This window comes from Anaeromyxobacter sp. PSR-1 (assembly GCF_000964525.1).
Classification (GTDB): domain Bacteria; phylum Myxococcota; class Myxococcia; order Myxococcales; family Anaeromyxobacteraceae; genus Anaeromyxobacter.
In genome coordinates this window covers 1-21,084 of sequence record NZ_BAZG01000040.1, presented here as the reverse complement: position 1 = coordinate 21,084, position 21,084 = coordinate 1, and the positions used below count along the sequence as shown (strand labels likewise).

Below are 21,084 nucleotides of genomic sequence, written 5' to 3'. Positions count from 1 at the left end.
CCGCCTCCCTCCCCGCCCTCGCGGCGCATCGCGCCCGTACGGACGCGTGCCTACCTTCTGCGTCGGACGGGCAGACGCCCGCCAGGAGGGGACCATGCGCAAACTGGCAGTGTTGATGGGCGCGCTGCTGCTCGCCGGGACGGCGGCGGCGGACGACCGCCTCGGCAGCACCAAGCAGGAGACCAAGGAGGCCGGCCAGGCGGCCGCGCGCGACACGAAGGAGTCGGCCGACCGCGCCGGGCAGTGGACGCGCGATCAGACCGGCACCGGCAGCGCGAACGACTCGACCATGCACCAGAACACGGCGCAGGCCGAGCAGCGGCGGGACGAGATGTCGAAGAAGGACTTCGACATCAAGGGGAAGATCTCCAAGGTCTCGGGCACCAGCATCACGCTGGATCGCGACGACGCGACCACCGCGACGCTGCACTGCGACCGGAACACCAAGGTGGAGCTGGACGGCAGCACCGCCCGCCTGTCGCAGCTCAAGCCCGGCCAGGACGTGAAGGCGTCCTTCAACCTCAAGGGCGACAAGCCCATGGCGATCGAGGTGAAGGCCGACTCGAACAAGTAGCGTCGCCCGGAGGCAGCACGGGCCTCGCGCGCGTGCGCGGGGCCCGTGCCGTCCCCCGGCGGGCGCCGCCCGGGCCTCAGGACTGCTGCTTCACCTCGTGCACGAGCTTGGCGAGCGAGGCCTTCGCGTCGCCGAACAGCATCGAGCTGTTCTCGGCGTAGAACAGCTCGTTCTCGATGCCGGCGAAGCCCGGGTTCATCGAGCGCTTCAGCACGATGACGTGCTTCGCCCGGTCCACGTCGAGGATGGGCATGCCGTAGATGGGCGAGGAGCGGTCGTTGCGCGCGGCGGGGTTCACCACGTCGTTCGCGCCGATCACCAGGGCCACGTCGGCGTTCTGGAACTCGTCGTTGATCTCGTCCATCTCCTTGAGCTTGTCGTAGGGGATGTCGGCCTCGGCGAGCAGCACGTTCATGTGCCCCGGCATGCGGCCCGCCACCGGGTGGATGGCGTAGAGCACGGTGCCGCCGTTCTTCTCGATGAGCTGGGCCAGCTCCCGCACCTGGTGCTGCGCCTGCGCCACCGCCATGCCGTAGCCGGGGACCACGATCACCAGCCGCGCGAAGGCGAGCTGGATGGCGGCGTCCTCGGGGGTGATGGAGCGGACGGTGAGCCCCTGCGCGGTCTTGGCGGAGGGCGGGGGCGCCGAGCCGAACGCGCCGAACAGGACGTTCGTGAACGACCGGTTCATGGCCCGGCTCATGATGATCGAGAGGATGAAGCCCGAGGCGCCGTCGAGCGCCCCGGCGATGATGAGCACGTTGTTGCCGATGGCGAAGCCGGTCGCGGAGGAGGCCAGGCCCGCGTACGAGTTGAGCAGGGAGATGACCACCGGCATGTCGGCGCCGCCGATGGGGAGCACCAGCGAGATCCCGAACGCGAGGCCGAGCGCCACCATCCCGTAGAACGCGGCCGGGTGGGCGCCCGGGTCGTAGACCAGCCAGCAGAACAGCCCCAGCGCCGCAGCGAACATGGCGATGGAGACCACGTTCTGGCCGGGGAAGGTGAGCGGGCGCGAGGGGAGCAGCTCCTGCAGCTTCCCGAACGCCATGAAGCTGCCGGTGATGGTGAGGGCGCCGAACAGCACCTCGAAGCCCAGCGCCGCCATGGTGCCCCGGCCCACCTCGGCGCCGTTGCCCAGGTGCCAGTACTCGGCGACGCCGACCAGCGTGGCGGCGACCGCGCCGAACATGTGCGAGATGGCGATGCGCTGCGGCATCGCGGTCATGGGCACGTAGACGCCGAGCGGATAGCCGATGGCCGACCCGAGCGCCAGGCCCGCCAGGATCCACCCGTAGTGGACGACCTCGTGGTGCACCAGGGTGCCCACGATGGCGAGCAGCATGCCGAGCGCGGCGAGCTGCATGCCGCGCCGGGCCTTGTCCGGGATGGTGAGGCTGCGGAGGCCGAGGATGAACAGGATCGACGCGGCGAGGTACGCCGCCTCGATGAACAGCGTGCGCGGGCTCACTTCTTCTGGCCTCCCGCCCGGTCGGCGCGCTTGAACATCTTGAGCATGCGGTCGGTGATGATGAAGCCGCCCACCACGTTGATGGTGGCGGAGGTCACCGCCACGAAGCCGAGCACGTTCGCGAGCAGCCCGCGCTCCGCCCCGGCCATCACCAGCGAGCCCACCAGCGAGATGGCGCTGATGGCGTTGGTGGCCGACATGAGCGGGGTGTGCAGCAGCGCCGGGACGCGGGTGATGACGAAGAACCCGACGAAGCCGGCGAGGACGAAGACGTAGATCTGGATGAGCTCGAGCATGGTCAGGCCCGCACCTTCCCGCCGTGCACCACCAGCATGGCGGCGGCGATCTCCTCCTGCGCGTCGAGGTCCGCCTCGGCGCCCTTGAACAGGTGGGCGAGCAGCGTGACCACGTTGCGGCCGTACATCTGGCTGGCGTGGAACGGCACGGTGGACGGGAGGTTGACCGCGCCGATCACGGAGACGCCGCCGTCCACCACCGTCTCGCCGGCGCGCGTCAGCTCGCAGTTGCCCCCGGTCTCGGCGGCCAGGTCCACGACCACCGACCCGGGCCGCATGGAGCGGACCATGGCGGCGGTGATCAGCCGGGGCGCCGGCCTGCCCGGGATCTGCGCGGTGGTGATCACGAGGTCCATGTCCTTCACGTGGCCGGCGACGGCCGCGAGGACGCGCTCCTGCTCGGACTGGCCCAGCTCCTTCGCGTAGCCGCCCGTGCCCTCCGCGGCCACCGCGGGCACCTCCACGAACGCGGCGCCGAGCGACTGGACCTGCTCCTTCACGACCGGGCGCACGTCGAACGCGGACACCACCGCGCCGAGGCGGCGCGCGGTGGCGATCGCCTGCAGCCCCGCCACGCCGGCGCCGACCACGAACGCCTTCGCGGGCGCGAGCGTGCCGGCCGCGGTGGTCATCATGGGGAGGATCCGGGGGAGGGCGCTCGCGCCGATCAGCACGGCCTTGTAGCCGGCGAGCGTCGCCTGCGAGGAGAGCGCGTCCATGGACTGGGCCCGCGTGGTGCGCGGGACCTTCTCCATGGCCATCGCGTCCACGCCGCGCGCGGCGAGCCGCTCGAGCAGCGGCCCGGCGGCGTGCGGCGCGAGCAGGCCGACGAGCAGCCCGCCGGGCGGGAGCCGCTCCACCTGCGCCTCGGAGGGCCGCTGCACCGCCGCGACCACGCGCGCGCCGTCGAGCGTCGCGCCCGCGTCGCCCACCTGCGCGCCGGCCGCGGCGTAGGCCTCGTCGGGGAAGCCGGCGGCCTCGCCGGCGCCGCGCTCGACGCGGACCTCGTGGCCCTGCTTCACCAACCGTGTGACGTTCTCGGGGACCAGGGCGACCCGGCGTTCTCCGGGCGCCGCCTCACGTAGCACCGCGATGCGCATCGTCGTCGTTGACCTCGGTCCATCGGGGGTATCCCCCGGACGTGGGCAAAAGAAGGCCCCACGCGGGGAATACCCGCAAGGCGAGCCGGGTCGTACCGCCGGCGTCTTTGACGGTGCGTGAACACCCGCGCGCGGCCGCGCGCCCGCGCCGCGGGTGCGTCAGCGGCCGTCGATGTACGTCTGCAGCTGCTCGATGAGGAACTGCTTCTCGTCGAGCATGAGCTGGATGATGTCTCGCATCGAGACCACGCCCACCACCTGGCCGCCCTCCTCGACGAGCAGGTGGCGGGTGGCGTGGTCGCGCATCAGCCCGGCCACCTCGGCCTCGGTGGCGCTGGAGGAGACGCGCGGGAGCCCCTGGCGCATCGCCTCGCGCATGGGGTGGTTCGCGTCGGCGCCGCGCGCGAGCACGGTGGCGACGAGGTCGCGCTCGGTCACCAGGCCGACGATCCGGCCGCCGTCCCGGACGGCCACCGAGCCGATCTTGCGCTCCGACATGAGGCGCGCCGCCTCGCGGATCGGCGCGGTCGCCTCGAGGGACACCATCTCGCGGGTCACGTGCTTGTGGATCGACGCCATCGGCGCCTCCTTGTGAAAGGATGCCCTAACCGGCCGCGGCCGCCGCGCATCCCACGTCGGAGCGCGCCTGGTGGGGGCCGTCGGCCTCGGCGCGCCGCGTCAGCCCGGGGCCGCCGTGGCCTCACAGCGCGTCGGTCCCCACCACCCACATGCCCTTGTAGATGGCCTTGTAGCGCGCGCGGCACTCGGCGGGCGCGTCGGGGCGGTCCCACACGATCCCGGCGAACGCCGCCTCGACGTCCTTCCACCGAGGGTTCGAGTGGGTCGGGTCGCCCAGCTTGTAGTGCCCGAGCTCGTGCAGCAGCTCGGCCGCCTCGAAGCAGCCCCCGGAGTCCTCGGGCACGTGCAGGGACAGCGTGTGCTGGAGGTAGTCGGTGCAGCCCTCGTTGCGGGTGGCGAGGTAGCAGACGTACTCGGTGGTGTCGCGGTACTGGATGCGCCAGCCGGACAGCGAGTGAAGGTCCCAGAACGGCAGCTCCAGCTCGAGCAGGCGGTCCATCCTGGCCCTGGCCGCCTCGAGGTCCGCGGGCGGCGACTCGAACTCGACGCAGGCGCCGTGGCTCTCGAACGAGCAGTGCCAGGGGTCGCAGGCGGCGAGCGACAGGAGCGCCGCGGCCGCGGCCACCGCCGCGCCCGCCCCCCGGAGCCTCCCCGCCCGCCCGACCGCCGCGCCCGCCACCGGCCGTACGCTGCGCACGCGGCCGGGCGGCGTGGAACGCCCCTCGCAGCGCAGGACCCGCCGCCGCACGGCCCCTCGCCGGCGTGCGGCGGCGCGCAGGCGGCGGACCGGCCCGGAGGGGCGCCGCGCGCGCATGCTCCGCGCGGGGAGGGCGGTCCGGATGTACCTTACGGACTCGTGTCACGGACGCGCGGGCCCGGCCGGCCCGGGGAGGCACATGGCGATCTCGCAGCGCAGGCGGGCAGTCGATCCGCTCTGGTTCAAGGACGCGGTCATCTACGAGACGCACGTGAAGTCGTTCTACGACTCCAACGGCGACGGCGTGGGCGACCTGCGCGGCCTGGTGGAGAAGCTCGACTACCTCCAGGACCTCGGCATCACCTGCCTGTGGCTGCTGCCGTTCTTCCCGTCGCCGCTGCGCGACGACGGCTACGACATCGCCGACTACAAGGGCATCCACCCCGACTACGGCACGGTGGACGACTTCCGCCAGCTGGTGGCGGCGGCCCACGCCCGCGGCATCCGGGTGGTGGTGGAGCTGGTGGTGAACCACACCTCCGACCAGCACCCCTGGTTCCAGCGGGCGCGCCGCGCGCCGCCCGGCTCCCCGGACCGCGCCTACTACGTGTGGAGCGACACGGACGAGCGCTACCGCGACGCGCGCATCATCTTCACCGACACCGAGAAGTCGAACTGGACCTGGGACCCGGAGGCGAAGCAGTACTACTGGCACCGCTTCTTCTCGCACCAGCCCGACCTGAACTTCGAGAACGCGGTGGTGCTGGGCGAGGTGCTGGACGCGCTGCGCTTCTGGGCGGAGATGGGGGTGGACGGGTTCCGGCTGGACGCGGTGCCCTACCTCATCGAGCAGGACGGCACGAACTGCGAGAACCTGCCCGGCACGCACGAGGTCATCCGGAGGATCCGGGCCTACGTGGACCAGCACTTCCCCGGGCGCATGCTGCTCGCCGAGGCGAACCAGTGGCCCGCCGACGTGCGCCCGTACTTCGGCGACGGCGACGAGTGCCACATGGCGTTCCACTTCCCGCTCATGCCGCGCATCTTCATGGCGCTGCGGCTCGAGGACGTGGAGCCCATCGTCGAGATCATGCGGCGCACCCCGGCCATCCCGGACACCTGCCAGTGGGCGCTGTTCCTGCGCAACCACGACGAGCTGACGCTGGAGATGGTGACCGCCGACGAGCGCGACTACATGTACCTCGCGTACAGCCAGGACCCGCGCATGAAGCTGAACGTCGGGATCCGGCGCCGCCTCGCGCCGCTCGTGGACAACAGCCGGCGCCGGATGGAGCTGCTCAACTCGCTCCTGTTCTCCTTCCCGGGCACGCCCATCGTCTACTACGGCGACGAGCTCGGCATGGGCGACAACATCTACCTGCACGACCGCAACGGCGTGCGCACGCCCATGCAGTGGAGCCCGGACCGCAACGCCGGCTTCTCCCGCGCCGACCCCGGCCGGCTCTACTCGGCGCCCATCTCCGACGCCGTGTACGGCTACCAGGCGGTCAACGTCGAGGCCCAGCTGCGCGACCCCTCGTCGCTGCTGCACTGGATGCGGAACACCATCGCGCTGCGCAAGCTGTTCCGGGCGTTCGGGCGGGGCACGATGGAGTTCCTGCCGGTGCAGAACCGCAAGGTCCTCGCCTACGTGCGCCGCCACGACGAGGACGTGATCCTGTGCGTGGCGAACGTGTCGCGCTTCGCGCAGCCGGCGCAGCTCGACCTCTCCCACCTCGAGGGCTACGTGCCGGTCGAGATGGTCGGCTACACCGAGTTCCCGCGCATCGGGCGGCAGCCCTACGCGCTCACGCTCGCGCCCTACGGCTACTTCTGGTTCGAGCTGCGCAAGCCCGCCTGAGCGGGGGCGCGCCCGTACACCGCCGCGAGGCGCCGCAGCCGGGCCGCCAGCGCCGCGTCGAGGGCCTCCTCGCGCACGCGCCAGCGCCAGTTGCCGCCCAGGGTGGCGGGCGTGTTCATGCGCGCCTCCGAGCCGAGCCCCAGCGCGTCCTGGAGCGGGAACACGGCCGTGTCCGCCACCGAGGCGAGCACCGCCCGGATCATCGCGCCGGGCACGTCGCGGCCGTCCACCCCGAGGTACTCGAGCGCGAACGCCTTCTCGCGCGCCACCGCCTCGGCCGTCCGCACGCTGTCGCCGGCGCCGCCCCGCCACCAGCCCGCCACCGTGTCGTTGTCGTGCGTCCCGGTGTAGGCGACGAGGTCCGGCGCGTAGTTGTGCGGCTGGAAGGTGGGCGCCTGCGGGTCGTCCCCGAACGCGAACTGCAGGATGGCCATGCCGGGGAGGCCGAAGCGCCGCCGGAGCGCCTCCACCTCCGGCGTGATGACGCCCAGGTTCTCGGCCACGAACGGCAGCGGGCCGAGCGCGCGGAGGAGCGCCTCGAACAGCCGCGCGCCCGGGCCGGGCACCCAGCGGCCGCGCTCGGCGGTGGGCGCGCCGGCGGGGATCTCCCAGTACGCCTCGAAGCCGCGGAAGTGGTCGAGCCGGATCCGGTCCACCAGCGCGAGCGCGCCGCGCACGCGCTCGATCCAGAAGCGCCAGCCCTCGCGCGCCACCGCTTCCCAGTCGTAGAGCGGGTTGCCCCAGCGCTGGCCGGTGGCGCTGAAGTAGTCGGGGGGGACGCCGGCGACGGCGGCGGGCTCGCCGGCGGCGTCGAGCCGGAACAGCTCCGGCCGCGTCCACACCTCGGCGGAGTCGTGGGCCACGTAGATGGGCAGGTCGCCCATCAGCTCGATCCCGAGCGCGCGGCAGCGTGCGCGCAGCGCCGTCCACTGCCGGAAGAACGCGAACTGCGCGAAGACCTCGGCGAACACCTCGTGCGCGAAGCGCGCCCGCGCCGCCTCCAGCGCGGCCGGCTCGCGCCGGGCGAGGGGCGCCGGCCAGGCGGTCCAGGGCCGGCCGCCGTGCGCCGCCTTCAGCGCCGCGAACAGCGCCCAGTCGTCCAGCCAGGCCGCCTCGCGCGCGCGGAAGTCCTCCAGCTCCGCGGCGCGCTCGCCGTCCGCGCCCGCCCGGAACGCCCGCGCCGCGCGCGCCAGCCGCTCGCGCTTCCACTCCAGCGCGGCGTGGAGGTCGGCCCGGTCCGGCTCGCCGGCGGGCGCGCCGGAGAGGTCGCCGCCGTCCAGCCAGCCCTCGTTGCGGAGCACCTCCAGCGAGACCAGCAGCGGGTTCCCCGCGTGCGAGGAGAGCGCCTGGTAGGGCGAGTCGCCGAAGCCGGTCGGGCCGAGCGGCAGCACCTGCCACAGGCGCTGGCCGGCGTCGGCGAGCCACCCGGCGAAGCGGTGCGCGGCGCCGCCGAGGTCGCCCGCGCCATGGGGCCCGGGCAGCGACGTCGGGTGCAGCAGGATGCCGGAGCGGCGATCGCGCATCGGGGCCCTAGAGGTGCTGGATGCGCCGCGGGTTCTCGCGCGGGTCCTCGGTCGGGTGCGGCCCCTCGGCCGGGAGCTGCCGGTCGAGCGCGCGCGAGACCGCGTCGCGCGCGCCCAGGCCGAGCGCCAGCGACGCGGTGAGCACGAGGCCGCCGAGCACGATGCCGAAGGCCAGCGTGGGCAGGCCGCCGCCGACGCCGACGTGCTCGAGCGCCATGGCCGCCGCGAGCACGAGCAGGAACCACTTCACGGCGAGCGACAGGGGCCGCGCCTGCCGGATCCCGAGGTTCACCGCGCCGATGAGCACGCTGCGCTCGAGGAACCGCGCCGCGCCCACGCCGACGAGGAGCACCACCGCGCCGACCACCAAGCGCGGCAGGAAGGCGAGCAGCGAGTGCCCCACGGCGGTGGTGGTGGCGGCGCCCAGCACGTCGAGCGAGAGCGCCACCGACAGCAGCACCAGGAACCAGAACGCGCCGCGCGCCACCAGCCAGGAGGGCTCGTGCTGCGGCTCGATCCCGCGCCCGGTGGTGAGCCCCCACTCGCGGGCCCGGCGGTCGAGCCCCACCCGGGCGAGGAGCCGGCGCAGCCCGGCCCGGACCGCGAAGGCGAGCGCCACGCCGCCCGCCAGCACCACCACCATGGCCACGAGCGCCGGCAGGTCCGCGGCGAGCGCCGCCCCCAGCCGCCCGAACGCCTCCGCCAGCACCTGCGAAACGCGCTCCCACATGGCGCCTCCTAGGGCGTGAAGCGGTCCGGCCAGCGCCACCTCGAGATGAGGTAGGGCTTCTCCGCCTCGAACGCCTCGCACAGCCGCTCCACCCGCGCCTCCGTCTCCGGCCGCCCCAGCCCGCCCACCTCGTTCACGAAGCTGGCCACCCAGCCCAGGTACAGGGGCGTCATCGACCGCAACAGCTGCTCCCGATCCATGATCTTCACGCGCCAGCCCACCGCGAAGTCGTAGACCACCCGGGCCCAGACCGCGTCGGGCATGCGGAACGCCTCGGGCGGATCGCGGGCGATGCGCTGCAGGGCCAGCATGGTCTGGGGCGGCAGCACCGCGCCCCACAGCGCGCGCAGGTCCTGCCAGCCCAGCTCGAACGCGGACACCAGCGGGCCGGCCGCGGGCGGCGGGTTCGGCTCGCCCGGGAGGTGCTCCTCGCCGAACGTCGGGACCGGGCGCGAGCCGCGCACGCGCTGCCAGCGCGGCGCGTGCAGCGCCATGTCCTGGAACACCGTCCCGAGCACGCGCGCGACCGCCTGCGAGACGTCGGCGGGCTGCGGCGGCGGGCGCGTGCGCGGCCCCAGGTACACCTGCGCGATGCGCGTCTCGTGCGCGGCGGCCTTCGCGATGACCCACAGGTCCGCGGTCGCGCTGGACGGGTCGGTGCGCCAGGCGCCGTCGGCGAGGAGGCGCTCGGCGAGGGCGCGCGAGACCACCACCTCGCGCCCGAGCGGCTGCCGCAGGCGCTGGCCGAACAGGGCGCGGGTGAGCGGGTACACCACGCCGGTGACCAGCACGCCGTCGAAGCGGCCGCGGGCGTACGCCGGCGCGACGAGGTCGAAGGAGCCGTCCAGGACGGGGTCGAGGAGCTGGCGCATCCAGGTCGGATCCGCCGGGCGGGGCATGGGCTCGAGCAGGGCGCAGGCGGGCGCGCCGAGCGACAGCTCCACCTCGAGCAGCGTCGGCAGCGCCGCCTCCAGCCCGTCGTGACTCCCCGTGTAGACCGCCGGGGGCTCGCCCTCCGGGGAGGCGGGCGCCAGCAGGTCGCCGGGGGGCGCCGCGCCGCGGGGGTCGCCGGTGAGCACCACCGCGACGGCGGGCCGGGAAGGGTAGGCGGCGCGCAGCGCGGCCTGGAGCGCCTGCGCCGACTCGCTCGCCGCCAGCCGATCCGGTTCCGCGGGGACGCCGACCACGAGCTCCGGTGCGAGCGCCTCGCCCGCTCTGGTGGGATCGAGCACGCCCGACAACGTAACCGATTCCGGCGGGAACGGCGGGGTCTCGTTGGCGCACCGACCAGCGCGGGGCCGGAGGGGAGCGGCCGGCCGCGCGGGGCGCGGCGGGCCTCGAGGCCACGCGCCGCCCGGCCCCCTCCCCGCGGGCGGCGGGGAGGGAGCGGGCGGCGGAGCGCCGGGCGCTACGCGAGCGCCGGGACGAGCAGCAGCTCCTTGCGCTCGTGGTCGGCGATCTGCGCGGCGACCTCGCTCGCCAGGCGGCCGAGATCGGCCGGCGCGGGCGCGGACGGGCCGCGGGCGCGCTCCACCAGGCCGGTCACCAGCCGGAGGATCTGCTGGTGCTCCTCGACCATCCGCTTCAGCTCGGCGCGGCGCGCCGGGCTGCGCGCGCCCACGATCCCGTACAGGCCCTTGGCGTGCTCCTCGTGCGCGAAGTGCTCGCGCAGCGCCTGGGCCAGCTCCTCCAGCGCGCCGGAGAGCGCGGGCCCGTCCGCGGCGCCGCGCACGCGGGCGACGAGGGCGTGGAGCCGCTCGTGGTCCGCCTCGATGGCGCGGGCCACCTGCTCCGCGCCGTGCGCGGGCGCCGCCTCCGCCGGGTGGAACTGCGCCGCCTCGGTGGAGCCCTCCAGCGCCAGCGTGGAGGAGGTGCCACCGGAGACGGCCTGGGCGACGAGGTCGAAGTAGCCGGTGCCGACCTCGCGCTGGTGGCGCGTGGCGGTGTAGCCCTGCGGCTCCGCCGCGAACTCCGCCTGCTGCAGCTCGGTGTACGCCGCCATGCCGCGCTCGCGGTAGCCGCGCGCGAGCTGGAACATGGAGTGGTTGAGCGCGTGGAAGCCGGCCAGCGTCACGAACTGGAACTTGTAGCCCATGGCGCCGAGCTCGCGCTGGAAGCGGGCGATGGTCGCGTCGTCGAGCTTCTTCTTCCAGTTGAAGGACGGCGAGCAGTTGTACGCGAGCAGCTTGCCCGGGAACCGGGCGTGGATGCCCTCCGCGAAGCGCTTCGCCTCGTGCAGGTCGGGGGTCTGCGTCTCGCACCAGACCAGGTCCGCGTACGGCGCGTAGGCGAGGCCGCGCGCGATGGCGGTGTCGATGCCGGGGCGCAGCCGGTAGAAGCCCTCCGGCGTGCGCTCGCCTTCCTCGAGGTACGGGTGATCGTACGGGTCGATGTCGCTCATGATGAGCTTCGCGCCCTCGGCGTCGGTTCGCGCCACGATGAGCGTCGGCACGTCCATGACGTCGGCGGCGAGGCGCGCGGCGGTGAGCGTGCGGACGAACGTCGAGGTCGGGACCAGCACCTTGCCGCCCAGGTGGCCGCACTTCTTCTCCGAGGCCACCTGGTCCTCGAAGTGCACGCCGGCCGCGCCGGCCTCGATCATCCCCTTCATCAGCTCGAAGGCGTTGAGCGGCCCGCCGAAGCCGGCCTCGGCGTCGGCCACGATGGGCGCGAACCAGTACGTGCCGTCCCGGCCCTCGGAGTGCTCGATCTGGTCGGTGCGCTGCAGGGCGGCGTTGATCCGCCGGACCACCTCGGGCACCGAGTTGGCCGGGTAGAGGCTCTGGTCCGGGTAGGTCTGCCCGGCCTGGTTGGCGTCGGCCGCGACCTGCCAGCCGGACAGGTAGATGGCCTTCAGGCCCGCCTTCACCATCTGCACGGCCTGGTTGCCGGTGAGCGCGCCGAGCGCGTTCACGTACGGCTCGGCGTGGAGCAGCTCCCACAGGCGGAGCGCGCCCATCCGCGCGAGGGTGTGCTCGACCCGCACGCTGCCGCGGAGCCGCTCCACCTCGTCGCGCCCGAAGCGGCGGACGATGCCCTCCCAGCGGCGCGGGTCGGGGTGGTGCGGCCCGGGGGCGGCGCCGGCGGGCTCGCCGCCGGCCAGGATGCGCGCCCGCTCGTCGGCCCGCGCCTCGAGGAGGTCGTAGGCGGGGAGGGTGATGAACTCGGTGAACTCGGCCTGGGTGCTCATCCGCTCGAACAGCGCGCGCGCGTCCTCGAAGCGCCCGCCGGCGAAGCGCGCCTCCCCCACCTCGAGGCGGATCCGGTCCATCTCCTCGGCGAGCACCGCGCGGAAGCGCTCGGCGGTGAGCGGCTGGCCGTCGTCGAGCGCCACGCCGTGGTGGATCCACTGCCAGGCGAGGGCGCGCGAGATCTCGGCGGTGGCGGCGTCCTCCATCAGGCCGTAGAGCGGGACGCAGCCGGAGCCGCGCAGCCAGGCCTCGATGTACTGCACCGAGACGCGGACGTTGTGGCGCAGGCCGGCCTCGGTGCGCGTCCCCTCCACCGGGCGGAGCAGGTCGCGGGCGCCGACCCGCACGTCCTCGCGCCTCCGGCCGATCTGGTTCGGCCCTTCCATGTGCTGGTCGAAGACGGCGCGCGCGACCGGGACCAGGCCCGGGTGCGCCACCCAGGTGCCGTCGTGCCCGTCGGTCACCTCGCGGAGCTTGTCGGCGCGGACCTTGGCGAGCGCGGCCTCGTTGGCCCCGGCGTCGTCCTTGACCGGGATCTGCGCGGCCATGCCGCCCATGGCGTGCACGCCGCGGCGGTGGCACGTCTGGATGAGCAGCTGCACGTAGGCGCGCAGGAACCCCTTGTCCATCGTGACCTGGGCGCGGTCCGGCAGCACCGCGCGCGCGTCGGCGCGCAGCCGCTTCACGAACGAGAAGATGTAGTCCCAGCGCCCGCAGTTCAGGCCGGCGGAGTGCTCGCGCAGCTCCCAGAGGATCTCGTCCATCTCGAACGCGGCGGGGAGCGTCTCGATCAGGCAGGTCGCGCGGATCGTGCCGCGCGGGATCCCGAGCGCCGCCTGCGCGTGGACGAAGACGTCGTTCCACAGCCGCGCCTCGAGGTGGCCCTCCAGCTTCGGTAGGTAGAAGTACGGGCCGGTGCCCTTCGCGACCAGCGCGCGCGCGTTGTTCCAGAAGTAGACGCCGAAGTCCCACAGCGCGGCGGTGGCAGGCCGGCCGTCCACCAGCGCGTGCCGCTCGAGCAGGTGCCAGCCGCGCGGGCGGACCATGAGCACGGCGGTGCGGTCCTTCAGGCGGTACTGCTTCCCGTCCGGCGACGCGTACGCGATGGTCCCGGCCACCGCGTCCCTGAGGTTCACCTGCCCCTCGACCACGTTCTGCCAGGTGGGCGAGCTCGAGTCCTCGAAGTCCGCCATGAACACGCTCGCGCCGGAGTTGAGCGCGTTGATGATCATCTTGCGGTCGGTCGGCCCGGTGATCTCGACCCGCCGGTCCTGCAGGTCGGCCGGGATGGGCGCCACCGTCCACTCCGACTCGCGGACCTCCTCGGTGGTGGAGAGGAACGCCGGGCGCTCGCCGGCGTCCCAGCGGCGCTGCAGCTCGCGCCGGCGCTCCAGCAGCTGCTCCACCCGCGGGCGGAAGCGGCGCACCAGGTCGGCCACGAAGGCCAGGGCGTCGGCGGTGAGCACGGACTCGTGTCCGGCGGGGAGGGGGCCCCGAAGGTCCATCCCGGGGGGGAGCGGCGGGCGCTGCGCGTCGGTCGTCTCGGGCATCGTGTGTGTTCCTCCTGTGCCCGGAATCGTTATCGTGATTTGGATCAAGCACAATAGCTGCTGTGATTCCGAACAGTTAAGCTGTCGGCGGGTTGTCAATGGGGCGCGGTCAAGCCGTAAAGCTTGAAAATGGCGTGCTGCGCCATGATGTTCGCGTGGCCACCGCCCGGCCGCCCGGCAGCCTGCCGCGCCGGCCGCGCCCCTCCGCGCCCCGACCCGGCGCGGGAACGGCGCCCCGTGCGGCGCGCGCGGTGGCGAGGAGGCGGACATGCGCGAGCCCGGCCAGCACCTCGGCGCGAAGGTCCGGGCGCTCCGGCGCCAGCGCAACCTCACCCAGGCGCAGCTCGCCGATCGGCTGGGCATCTCGGCGAGCTACCTGAACCTCATCGAGCACAACCGGCGGCCGCTCCCCGCGCAGCTGCTCATCAAGCTCGCGGACCTGTTCGAGCTCGACCTGAAGTCGCTCTCGACCGAGCACCACGCGCGCGTGGTGGCCGACCTGATGGAGGTCTTTGGGGATCCGCTGTTCGAGCCGCACGACGTCACCAACGCGGAGGTGCGGGACCTCGCCTCGTCCTCGCCCACCGCCGCCCGCGCGGTCCTGTCGCTCTACCAGGCGTACCGCGCGGCCCGCGAGGCGTCGGACACGCTCGCCGCGACGCTGTCCGACGGCGACCTCGACGGCGTGGACTCCTCGCACCTGCCCACCGAGGAGGTCTCGGATCTCGTCCAGCGGCACATGAACCACTTCCCGGAGCTGGAGGCGGGCAGCGAGGCGCTCTGGCGCGAGGCGCGGCTCGACCCGGACTACCTGTACACGAGCCTGGTGCGCTTCCTCGGCCAGCTCGGCGTGACGGTCCGGATCGTCCACACCGCCGAGGCGCGCGGCGCCATGCGGCGCTACGACCCCGAGGCGAAGGTCCTCCACCTCTCCGAGCTGCTCCGCCGCGGCAGCCGCAACTTCCAGCTCGCCTACCAGATCGGCCTGCTCACGCAGGCGGACGTGCTCGATCGCTTCGTGGCCGACCCGCACCTCACCAGCGACTCGTCGCGCGCGCTCGCCCGCGTGGCGCTCGCGAACTACTTCGCCGCGGCCGTGCTCATGCCCTACGGGCCGTTCCTCGAGCAGGCGCGCGCCGAGCGCTACGACCTCGACCTGCTCGGCCACCGGTTCCGCACCAGCTTCGAGCAGGTGTGCCACCGGCTCACCACGCTGCGGCGGCCCGGCGCGGAGGGCGTCCCCTTCCACCTGGTCCGCGTGGACATCGCCGGGAACATCTCCAAGCGGTTCTCCGCCTCCGGGCTCCGCTTCGCCCGCTTCTCCGGCGCGTGCCCGCGCTGGAACCTGTTCGAGGCGTTCACCACGCCCGGCCTGGTCCGCACGCAGCTCTCGCAGATGCCCGACGGCGCGACCTACTTCTGGATCGCGCGCACCATCAACCGCGAGGGCGGCGGGTTCCACGCGCCGCGCTCGGTGCTCGCCATCGCCATGGGGTGCGAGGCCTCGCGCGCCCGCGAGCTGGTCTACGCGGACGGCGTGAACCTCGAGGCGCGCGAGGCGGTGGTGCCGGTGGGCCTCACCTGCCGCCTGTGCGAGCGGATGGACTGCGAGCAGCGGGCGTTCCCGCCGCTGCAGCATCCGCTGAAGGTGAACGCGGACGTCCGCGGCGTGTCGTTCTACGCGCCGGTCGAGGGCCGCTGAGCGGCCGGCTCCGGGGACGGTCCTACCCCGCCACCTCCAGCCGCTCCGCCGCGCGCTCCAGCAGGATGGGCCGGGCGGCGGGGCGCTCGGCGACGCCGCGCGCGCCGGCCGCGGCGCGGCGCAGGTACGCGTAGCGGTCCAGCTCGAGCGCGCCGGCCAGCGCCTCGGAGAGCCGCTCCAGGCGCCGGGCCTCGGCCCGGGCCGCGCGCTCGTCGGCCTCGTCGGCCTCCACCGCCCGCCGCTCCAGCGCCCGCAGGCGCCGCCGCACCTCCTCGCGCTCCGCCTCCACCCGCGCCAGCGCCGCCTCGGCCTCGGCGACGACCCCGGCGCGCCGGCCGCGCTCGACCATGTCGCGCGTCCGCTCGCGGTCCCACTCCAGCGCCGCCGCCTCGGCCGCGTCGCGGACCGCCGCGCGGCGCGCGGCCTCGCGCAGGCACGCCACCGCCGCGAGCGGCACCGCGAGCAGCAGCACCCCCTCCGTCCAGCGCCCGGGGGCGGCGCCCGACGCGGCCACGGCCGCGGCGAGCGCGGCCGAGCCGGTGGCGCCCATGCCCAGCAGGAGCCCACGCCGCGCGGCCGCGGCGCCGTCCGCGACCTCGACGGCGCGGCGCACCGCGACCCCGAGCAGCGCCAGCACCGCGCCCGCGGCGCCGGCCGCGAACGCGAGCGAGAGCCCGGCGGCGAGCGGGGCGCGCTGCAGCGCCCCGGGGAGATCGTCCACGGAGAGTCCCGCCGCGCCCAGGACCGGACGCGCCAGCCGCCAGGTCTCGGCCAGCAGGAGCGCGAGCGCCGCGCCGCGCAGCGCCAGCACGGGGAACGGAGGGGGCACCGGGGGGCGCCCGAGCTGCTCGGCGGTGGCCTCGACCTCCACGGGCGCCGTGATCGCGCCCCGGGCCAGGTCCTCGGCGAGCGTGCGCGCCGCGGTCTCGATCCGCTCGCGGGCCGCCGCCGAGCGCTCCGCCAGGGCGTCGAGCGCGGCCTCGTGGTCGCGGATCTCGCGCAGCGCCCCGGCGCCCTCGCGCTGCACCAGCGTGCGCACCCAGCGCGGCTCGCCCCCGCGCCCGGCCGGCATCGCGCCCAGGGCGGACGAGGGCTGCGGGCGCGCGCGCACGACCGGCTCGCCCCCGTCCACGTCCACCACCACCGGGAGCGCCTCCAGCGGGACCGGCAGCCGGGCCGCGTAGCGCGCCAGCCGGTAGCGGAGGAAATCCTCGAGCCGCACGCCCGAGCGCACCGCCAGGCGCGCCTCGAGGGCCGTCCCCAGCCGCGATCGGGGCAGGCGCGGCGCGCGCGCGGACGACCCCGGGCGGCCGGCGCCGGGCCTCGCGGGACGGAGCGATCGGACCGCGTCGCCGAGTCCGTCCAGCAGCCTTCGAAGCCCCGCCGCGCCCCCGCCCCAACCTGCGATCACCGCTGCTCCACGCATCGCGCGCTCGCCTCCTCGACCCCTGTCCTCGCGGAACCTAGGGAGGCGGCCGGGGGCGGGCCAGCGGTACCGGCGGGGCGGCATCGGACGAGGGGGCCCGGCTCCGGCCCCGCGATGCACCGTCGCCGGGCCACGGGATACCTGCGGCGCGAGCGACGGGGCTACCGTGCCTACATGGACGCACCGGCTCCGCACCGGATCCTGGTGGTCGACGACAACGAGATCCTGCGCACGCTCCTGGCGCAGGCGCTCGAGTCGGGCGGCTACGTCGCGCTCGCGGCCGACTCGGCCGAGAGCGCGCTCGACGTGGCGCGCTTCGACCCGCCGGACCTGTGCGTGGTGGACGAGGTGATGCCCGGCATGAGGGGCAGCGACCTCATCCGCGTGTTCCGCGCCTCGCCCGACCCGCGGCTGCGCAGCCTGCCCATCATCGGGCTCTCCGGCGTCGCCGGCGGGGACCGGGCGCTGCTCGAGGCCGGCGCGGACGTCGCCATCCGCAAGCCGTTCGCGGAGGGGCCGCTCCTCGAGCTGGTGCGCCGCTGCCTCACGCGCGTGCCGGCGCTCACGCTGGTTCACTCGGCGTAGCTGCCGCGGAGCGTGCAGGTCGCACCGCCCCGCGGCGCCTGACCTTCTGACGGGGCTGCGCCCCGCCCCACGGAGCGGAGCTTCGTGGGGCCCCACCCTGCTACGCGGGTCCCGTGACCTCGCGCGCCCGCTTGCGCGGGCTCGCGCGACGTCCCCGCGGGCGCGGCTTTGCCGCGCTGACGCTACCTCGCGTACGACTCGAGCGCGGCGGCGAGCGACGCGCCGACGCGGGCGAGCTTGCCCTGCTTCGCGAGCGCCTGCTCGATCGCGGCGAGCACCGCGAGCACGTTCTCCTGCCGGGCCGACTCGCCCATCAGCCCGATGCGCCAGACCTTGCCCGCGAGCGGCCCGAGCCCGCCGCCGATCTCGATGGAGTGGTCGGCGAGCAGGCTCCTGCGCGCGGCCGCCTCGTCCACGCCGGCCGGCACCTTGATGCAGTTCAGCGACGGCAGGCGGTGGCCCTCCTGCGCCTGCGGCTCGAACCCGAGCGCGCCGACGCCGGCCATGAGCGCGGCGGAGTGGCGCCGGTGCCGCGCGAAGCGGGCCTCGAGCCCCTCCTCCAGCACCAGGCGCAGCGACTCGCGCAGCGCGTACACCATCGAGATGGGCGCCGTGTGGTGGTACACGCGCTTCCCCTCGGCCCAGTAGTCCGCCACCATCCCGGCGTCGAGGTACCAGCTCTGCACCTTGGTCTTGCGCGCCTTCACCGCCTCGAGCGCGCGCGGCGAGAGCGTGAGCGGGGCCAGGCCCGGCGGGCACGACAGGCACTTCTGCGTGCCGGAGTAGCACGCGTCCACGCCCCACGCGTCCACCTCGACCGGCACGCCGCCGAGCGAGGTGACGGTGTCCGCGACCAGCAGCGCGCCGTGCGCGTGGCACAGGGCGCCGAGCCCCTCGAGCGGCTGGTGCGCGCCGGTGGAGGTCTCGGCGTGGACCAGGGCCACCACCTTCACCTTGCCCTCCTTCTTCAGCGCCTCCTCGATGCGCGCCGGATCGCAGACCTCGCCCCAGGGCACGTCGATCTTCACCAGCCGGGCGCCGCAGCGGCCCACGATGTCGGCCATGCGGCCGCCGAACACGCCCGCCACCACCACCACGGCGGTGTCGCCCGGCTCGAGCAGGTTGACGAGCGCGGCCTCCATGCCGGCCGAGCCGGTGCCCGAGACCGCGATGGTGAACGGGTTCTCGGTGCGGAACACGGCGCGGAGCTGCGCCTGCACCTCGTTCATGATCTCGAGGAACTTCGGATCGAGGTGGCCGAGCAGCGGGGTGGACATCGCGCGGAGCACGCGCGGGTGGACCATGCTGGGACCGGGGCCGAGGAGCAGGCGCAGCGGAGGCGCCAGCTCGGAGACGACGGGGGTGCTCATGGAAACCTCGTGGCGCCGGCGCGGGGCCGGCCTGGGGAGAGGAGGTCGACGAGATTACGCCATCGCCGCGGGCCCGCGCGACCCCGGAGGGGTTTTGCCGGGCCGCGCAGCCCCGCACGGCGACCCTCGTCCGCGCGGGATGGCGGCGCGCTCACCCGCCCGGCCGCTGCCAGGCCAGGGCGCAAGGGCCGTCTTTCACCCCGCCTTGCCGTGGTCGCCGCGCGGCGCGCCGGTGAGGTTGGCGGGCACCGCTGGCGCCGCGCCTCCGCACCTCGATCGCACTCCGCCGGGCCGCCGGCCGACGCGGACACGTGGAGGATCCGATGCAGCTGAACGAGGACAGGCTGAACCAGTTCATGGGCAAGGTGCTCGGCGAGATGGGCGCCGCGATGAACGCGGCGCTGGTCATCGTCGGGGAGCAGCTGGGGCTGTACAAGGCGATGGCGTCGGCGGGTCCCATGACGCCGGCGCAGCTCGCGGAGAAGACCCACACCGACGCCCGCTACGTGCGCGAGTGGCTGTGCGCGCAGGCGGCGGGCGGCTTCGTGGAGTACGACGCGAGCGCCGGCACGTTCACGCTCCCCGACGAGCAGGCGTTCGCGCTCGCGATGGAGGACAGCCCCGCGTACATCCCCGGCGCGTTCCAGATCATCAGCTCGGTCGTGAAGGACACGCCCAAGCTGGTGGAGGCGTTCCGCACCGGCGACGGCGTGGGCTGGGACGAGCACGACGCCTCGCTGTTCGAGGGGACCGAGCGCTTCTTCCGGCCGAACTACGCCGCGCACCTGGTGGGCGAGTGGCTGCCGGCGCTGGACGGGATGGAGGCGAAGCTGCGCGCGGGCGCGCGCGTCGCCGACGTCGGGTGCGGCCACGGCGCCTCCACCGTGCTGATGGCGGAGGCGTTCCCGCGCTCCACGTTCGTGGGGTTCGACTACCACGGTCCGTCGATCGGGACGGCGCGCCGCGCCGCGACCCGGCGCAAGCTCGCGAACGCGAGCTTCCAGGTGGCGACCGCGAAGGACTTCCACGGCGAGCCCTACGACCTGATCGCCTGCTTCGACTGCCTGCACGACATGGGCGATCCCGCCGGCGCGGCGGCCCACGTGAAGGAGATGCTGAAGCCGGGCGGGAGCTGGATGATCGTGGAGCCGTTCGCGAACGACCAGGTGGAGAAGAACCTGAACCCGGTGGGCCGGGTGTTCTACTGCGCCTCGACCATGATCTGCACCCCCGCGTCGCGCGCGCAGGAGGTCGGCGCGTGCATGGGCGCGCAGGCGGGGGAGGCGCGCACGCGCGCGGTGGTGGCGGAGGCAGGCTTCCGGACGTTCCGGCGCGCCACCGAGACGCCGTTCAACGTGGTGTACGAGGCCAGGCCGTAGCGACCGCGCCGGGGCCGGCCCGGGTCAGCCCGGCCGGCCCCCACCGCGCAGCCAGAGCTCGGCCTGGCCGACGGCGTACGGCACCGCCGCGTCCACGCGCAGCACGCGGGGGCCGAGCGTGAACGGGGCGAACCCGCGGTCGCGCAGCGCGGCGGCCTCGTACGGCGTCCACCCGCCCTCCGGGCCGATGGCGAGCGCGGCGCGCGCGCCCGCCGGCGCGAGCGCCTCCAGCGGCGCCGCGCCGGCGGGGTGCGCGAGGAGCCGGTCGCGCTCCGGGAAGCGCGCGTCGAGCAGGTCCTCCACGAACGGCTTGAAGAACCGGTGCAGCTCCACCTCGGGGAGGATCGTGTCGCGCCCCTGCTCCAGGCCGAGCAGGAGCTGCTCGCGGACGGCCTCGGGCGCGAGCAGCGGGGAGGCGAAGTAGCTCTTCTCCACGCGGTAGCTGCCGAGCAGCACCAGCCGCTTCACGCCCATCGAGGCGGCGGCCTGCAGCACCTTGCGCAGGATCTTCGGGCGGGGCAGGGCGAGCAGGAGCGCCACCGGGGCGGGCGGCGGCGGCGCGCGATCGAGCCGCGCCGCGACGACCACCTCGTACGGCGCAGCGGACAGGATCTCCGCCTCGCCCATGTCCCCGCCGACCACGCCGGCCTGGAGCCGGTCGCCGGCGCCGGCGCGCAGCACCTCCAGCACGTGGCGCGCGCGCCGCCCGGCCAGCCGGGCGGTACCGCCGGCGGACAGCTCTCCGGGCTCGAGCAGCAGGAGGTTCACGCGCGCGGACGGTGTCCGAGGGGCCCTCGGATGTCAACCGCCCGCGCGTCCGTTCACGACGCCAGGCGGCCGCCCTCCGGCACGGGCACCGCGACCGGCGACGGCGGCGCGGCCTCGGGGCGCGGCGGCTCGGGGCGGCGGCCGTCCCCGCCGGCGCGACGGCGCGGCGGGGCGATGAGGTCGGTGGCGCCGCGCGCGGCGGCCTGGCGCAGGAACTCGTAGCGGTCGAGCTCGAGCGCGCTCACCAGGCTCTGCGCCACCCGCGACAGCTCGCGCGGCGGC

17 protein-coding genes and 1 pseudogene are annotated in these 21,084 nt (G+C 74.7%); 5 read left to right on the top strand and 13 right to left on the bottom strand.

The window, feature by feature from the left end:
- Positions 1 to 94 precede the first annotated feature (94 nt).
- Complete coding sequence (locus PSR1_RS08835; RefSeq protein ID WP_059437238.1) at positions 95 to 574, top strand: hypothetical protein; 480 nt, start codon at positions 95 to 97, stop codon at positions 572 to 574.
- Positions 575 to 650: 76 nt separating this feature from the next.
- Here the strand turns inward: PSR1_RS08835 and PSR1_RS08830 are convergent, their stop codons facing one another.
- The 5 genes from PSR1_RS08830 to PSR1_RS08810 form a co-directional block, all read right to left on the bottom strand.
- The gene (locus PSR1_RS08830; RefSeq protein ID WP_059437237.1) at positions 651 to 2,045 is read right to left on the bottom strand and encodes an NAD(P)(+) transhydrogenase (Re/Si-specific) subunit beta; all 1,395 of its coding nucleotides are present in this window, start codon (positions 2,043 to 2,045) and stop codon (positions 651 to 653) included.
- Complete coding sequence (locus PSR1_RS08825) at positions 2,042 to 2,341, bottom strand: NAD(P) transhydrogenase subunit alpha (RefSeq protein WP_011422058.1); 300 nt, start codon at positions 2,339 to 2,341, stop codon at positions 2,042 to 2,044. Before PSR1_RS08825 ends, PSR1_RS08830 begins: the two co-directional genes overlap by 4 nt.
- Positions 2,342 to 2,343: 2 nt before the next feature.
- Complete coding sequence (locus tag PSR1_RS08820) at positions 2,344 to 3,441, bottom strand: Re/Si-specific NAD(P)(+) transhydrogenase subunit alpha (protein WP_059437236.1); 1,098 nt, start codon at positions 3,439 to 3,441, stop codon at positions 2,344 to 2,346.
- Between the two features lie 159 nt (positions 3,442 to 3,600).
- Complete coding sequence (locus tag PSR1_RS08815; RefSeq protein ID WP_059437235.1) at positions 3,601 to 4,020, bottom strand: cyclic nucleotide-binding/CBS domain-containing protein; 420 nt, start codon at positions 4,018 to 4,020, stop codon at positions 3,601 to 3,603.
- A gap of 121 nt (positions 4,021 to 4,141) precedes the next feature.
- Positions 4,142 to 4,768, bottom strand: a complete 627-nt coding sequence (locus tag PSR1_RS08810; RefSeq protein ID WP_237757882.1) for a hypothetical protein — start codon at positions 4,766 to 4,768, stop codon at positions 4,142 to 4,144.
- A 148-nt stretch (positions 4,769 to 4,916) separates the two neighbouring features.
- On the opposite strand from PSR1_RS08810, the gene treS reads away from it, so the two are divergent.
- The gene (gene treS / locus PSR1_RS08805; protein ID WP_193388348.1) at positions 4,917 to 6,578 is read left to right on the top strand and encodes a maltose alpha-D-glucosyltransferase; all 1,662 of its coding nucleotides are present in this window, start codon (positions 4,917 to 4,919) and stop codon (positions 6,576 to 6,578) included.
- On the opposite strand, the gene malQ is transcribed toward treS, so the two are convergent.
- The 4 genes from malQ to aceB all read right to left on the bottom strand — a co-directional run bounded on the left by malQ (position 6,545) and on the right by aceB (position 13,572).
- Positions 6,545 to 8,101: a 4-alpha-glucanotransferase gene (gene malQ, locus PSR1_RS08800; RefSeq protein WP_059437233.1), complete on the bottom strand. Its 1,557-nt coding sequence runs from the start codon at positions 8,099 to 8,101 to the stop codon at positions 6,545 to 6,547. The two genes, treS and malQ, sit on opposite strands and share 34 nt — an antisense overlap.
- A 7-nt stretch (positions 8,102 to 8,108) precedes the next feature.
- Positions 8,109 to 8,831 carry a hypothetical protein gene (locus tag PSR1_RS08795; protein WP_059437232.1) on the bottom strand — a complete coding sequence of 241 codons (723 nt, stop codon included), beginning with the start codon at positions 8,829 to 8,831 and terminating at the stop codon, positions 8,109 to 8,111.
- Between the two features lie 8 nt (positions 8,832 to 8,839).
- Positions 8,840 to 10,063, bottom strand: coding sequence for a hypothetical protein (locus tag PSR1_RS08790; protein WP_237757881.1), 1,224 nt, complete (start codon positions 10,061 to 10,063; stop codon positions 8,840 to 8,842).
- Positions 10,064 to 10,239: 176 nt separating this feature from the next.
- Complete coding sequence (gene aceB / locus PSR1_RS25000; RefSeq protein WP_059437230.1) at positions 10,240 to 13,572, bottom strand: malate synthase A; 3,333 nt, start codon at positions 13,570 to 13,572, stop codon at positions 10,240 to 10,242.
- Between the two features lie 268 nt (positions 13,573 to 13,840).
- On the opposite strand from aceB, the gene PSR1_RS08780 reads away from it, so the two are divergent.
- Positions 13,841 to 15,274, top strand: coding sequence for a short-chain fatty acyl-CoA regulator family protein (locus PSR1_RS08780; protein WP_059437229.1), 1,434 nt, complete (start codon positions 13,841 to 13,843; stop codon positions 15,272 to 15,274).
- Between the two features lie 22 nt (positions 15,275 to 15,296).
- On the opposite strand, the gene PSR1_RS08775 is transcribed toward PSR1_RS08780, so the two are convergent.
- Positions 15,297 to 16,496, bottom strand: coding sequence for a hypothetical protein (locus PSR1_RS08775; RefSeq protein WP_237757880.1), 1,200 nt, complete (start codon positions 16,494 to 16,496; stop codon positions 15,297 to 15,299).
- A 378-nt stretch (positions 16,497 to 16,874) separates the two neighbouring features.
- Here PSR1_RS08775 and PSR1_RS08770 point away from each other — a divergent pair, with 378 nt between their 5' ends.
- On the top strand, positions 16,875 to 17,285 hold the full coding sequence (locus PSR1_RS08770) for a response regulator (protein ID WP_059437227.1): 411 nt from the start codon (positions 16,875 to 16,877) through the stop codon (positions 17,283 to 17,285).
- Positions 17,286 to 17,467: 182 nt separating this feature from the next.
- On the opposite strand, the gene PSR1_RS08765 is transcribed toward PSR1_RS08770, so the two are convergent.
- On the bottom strand, positions 17,468 to 18,655 hold the full coding sequence (locus PSR1_RS08765) for an alanine--glyoxylate aminotransferase family protein (RefSeq protein ID WP_059437226.1): 1,188 nt from the start codon (positions 18,653 to 18,655) through the stop codon (positions 17,468 to 17,470).
- A gap of 323 nt (positions 18,656 to 18,978) precedes the next feature.
- Here PSR1_RS08765 and PSR1_RS08760 point away from each other — a divergent pair, with 323 nt between their 5' ends.
- On the top strand, positions 18,979 to 20,034 hold the full coding sequence (locus tag PSR1_RS08760) for a class I SAM-dependent methyltransferase (RefSeq protein ID WP_059437225.1): 1,056 nt from the start codon (positions 18,979 to 18,981) through the stop codon (positions 20,032 to 20,034).
- A gap of 24 nt (positions 20,035 to 20,058) precedes the next feature.
- Here the strand turns inward: PSR1_RS08760 and PSR1_RS08755 are convergent, their stop codons facing one another.
- Entirely contained in the window at positions 20,059 to 20,802 is a 744-nt protein-coding gene (locus PSR1_RS08755; RefSeq protein ID WP_059437224.1) for a 16S rRNA (uracil(1498)-N(3))-methyltransferase, read from the bottom strand.
- Positions 20,803 to 20,855: 53 nt separating this feature from the next.
- A pseudogene (locus PSR1_RS08750) lies at positions 20,856 to 21,084 on the bottom strand (hypothetical protein); the annotation flags it as partial.

Coding starts and splice junctions, on each gene's coding strand:
- PSR1_RS08835 (WP_059437238.1), top strand. CDS start 95: ATGCGCAAACTGGCAGTGTTGATGGGCGCGCTGCTGCTCGCCGGGACG.
- PSR1_RS08825 (WP_011422058.1), bottom strand. CDS start 2,341: ATGCTCGAGCTCATCCAGATCTACGTCTTCGTCCTCGCCGGCTTCGTC.
- PSR1_RS08820 (WP_059437236.1), bottom strand. CDS start 3,441: ATGCGCATCGCGGTGCTACGTGAGGCGGCGCCCGGAGAACGCCGGGTC.
- PSR1_RS08815 (WP_059437235.1), bottom strand. CDS start 4,020: ATGGCGTCGATCCACAAGCACGTGACCCGCGAGATGGTGTCCCTCGAG.
- treS (WP_193388348.1), top strand. CDS start 4,917: ATGGCGATCTCGCAGCGCAGGCGGGCAGTCGATCCGCTCTGGTTCAAG.
- malQ (WP_059437233.1), bottom strand. CDS start 8,101: ATGCGCGATCGCCGCTCCGGCATCCTGCTGCACCCGACGTCGCTGCCC.
- PSR1_RS08795 (WP_059437232.1), bottom strand. CDS start 8,831: ATGTGGGAGCGCGTTTCGCAGGTGCTGGCGGAGGCGTTCGGGCGGCTG.
- aceB (WP_059437230.1), bottom strand. CDS start 13,572: ATGCCCGAGACGACCGACGCGCAGCGCCCGCCGCTCCCCCCCGGGATG.
- PSR1_RS08780 (WP_059437229.1), top strand. CDS start 13,841: ATGCGCGAGCCCGGCCAGCACCTCGGCGCGAAGGTCCGGGCGCTCCGG.
- PSR1_RS08770 (WP_059437227.1), top strand. CDS start 16,875: ATGGACGCACCGGCTCCGCACCGGATCCTGGTGGTCGACGACAACGAG.
- PSR1_RS08765 (WP_059437226.1), bottom strand. CDS start 18,655: ATGAGCACCCCCGTCGTCTCCGAGCTGGCGCCTCCGCTGCGCCTGCTC.
- PSR1_RS08760 (WP_059437225.1), top strand. CDS start 18,979: ATGCAGCTGAACGAGGACAGGCTGAACCAGTTCATGGGCAAGGTGCTC.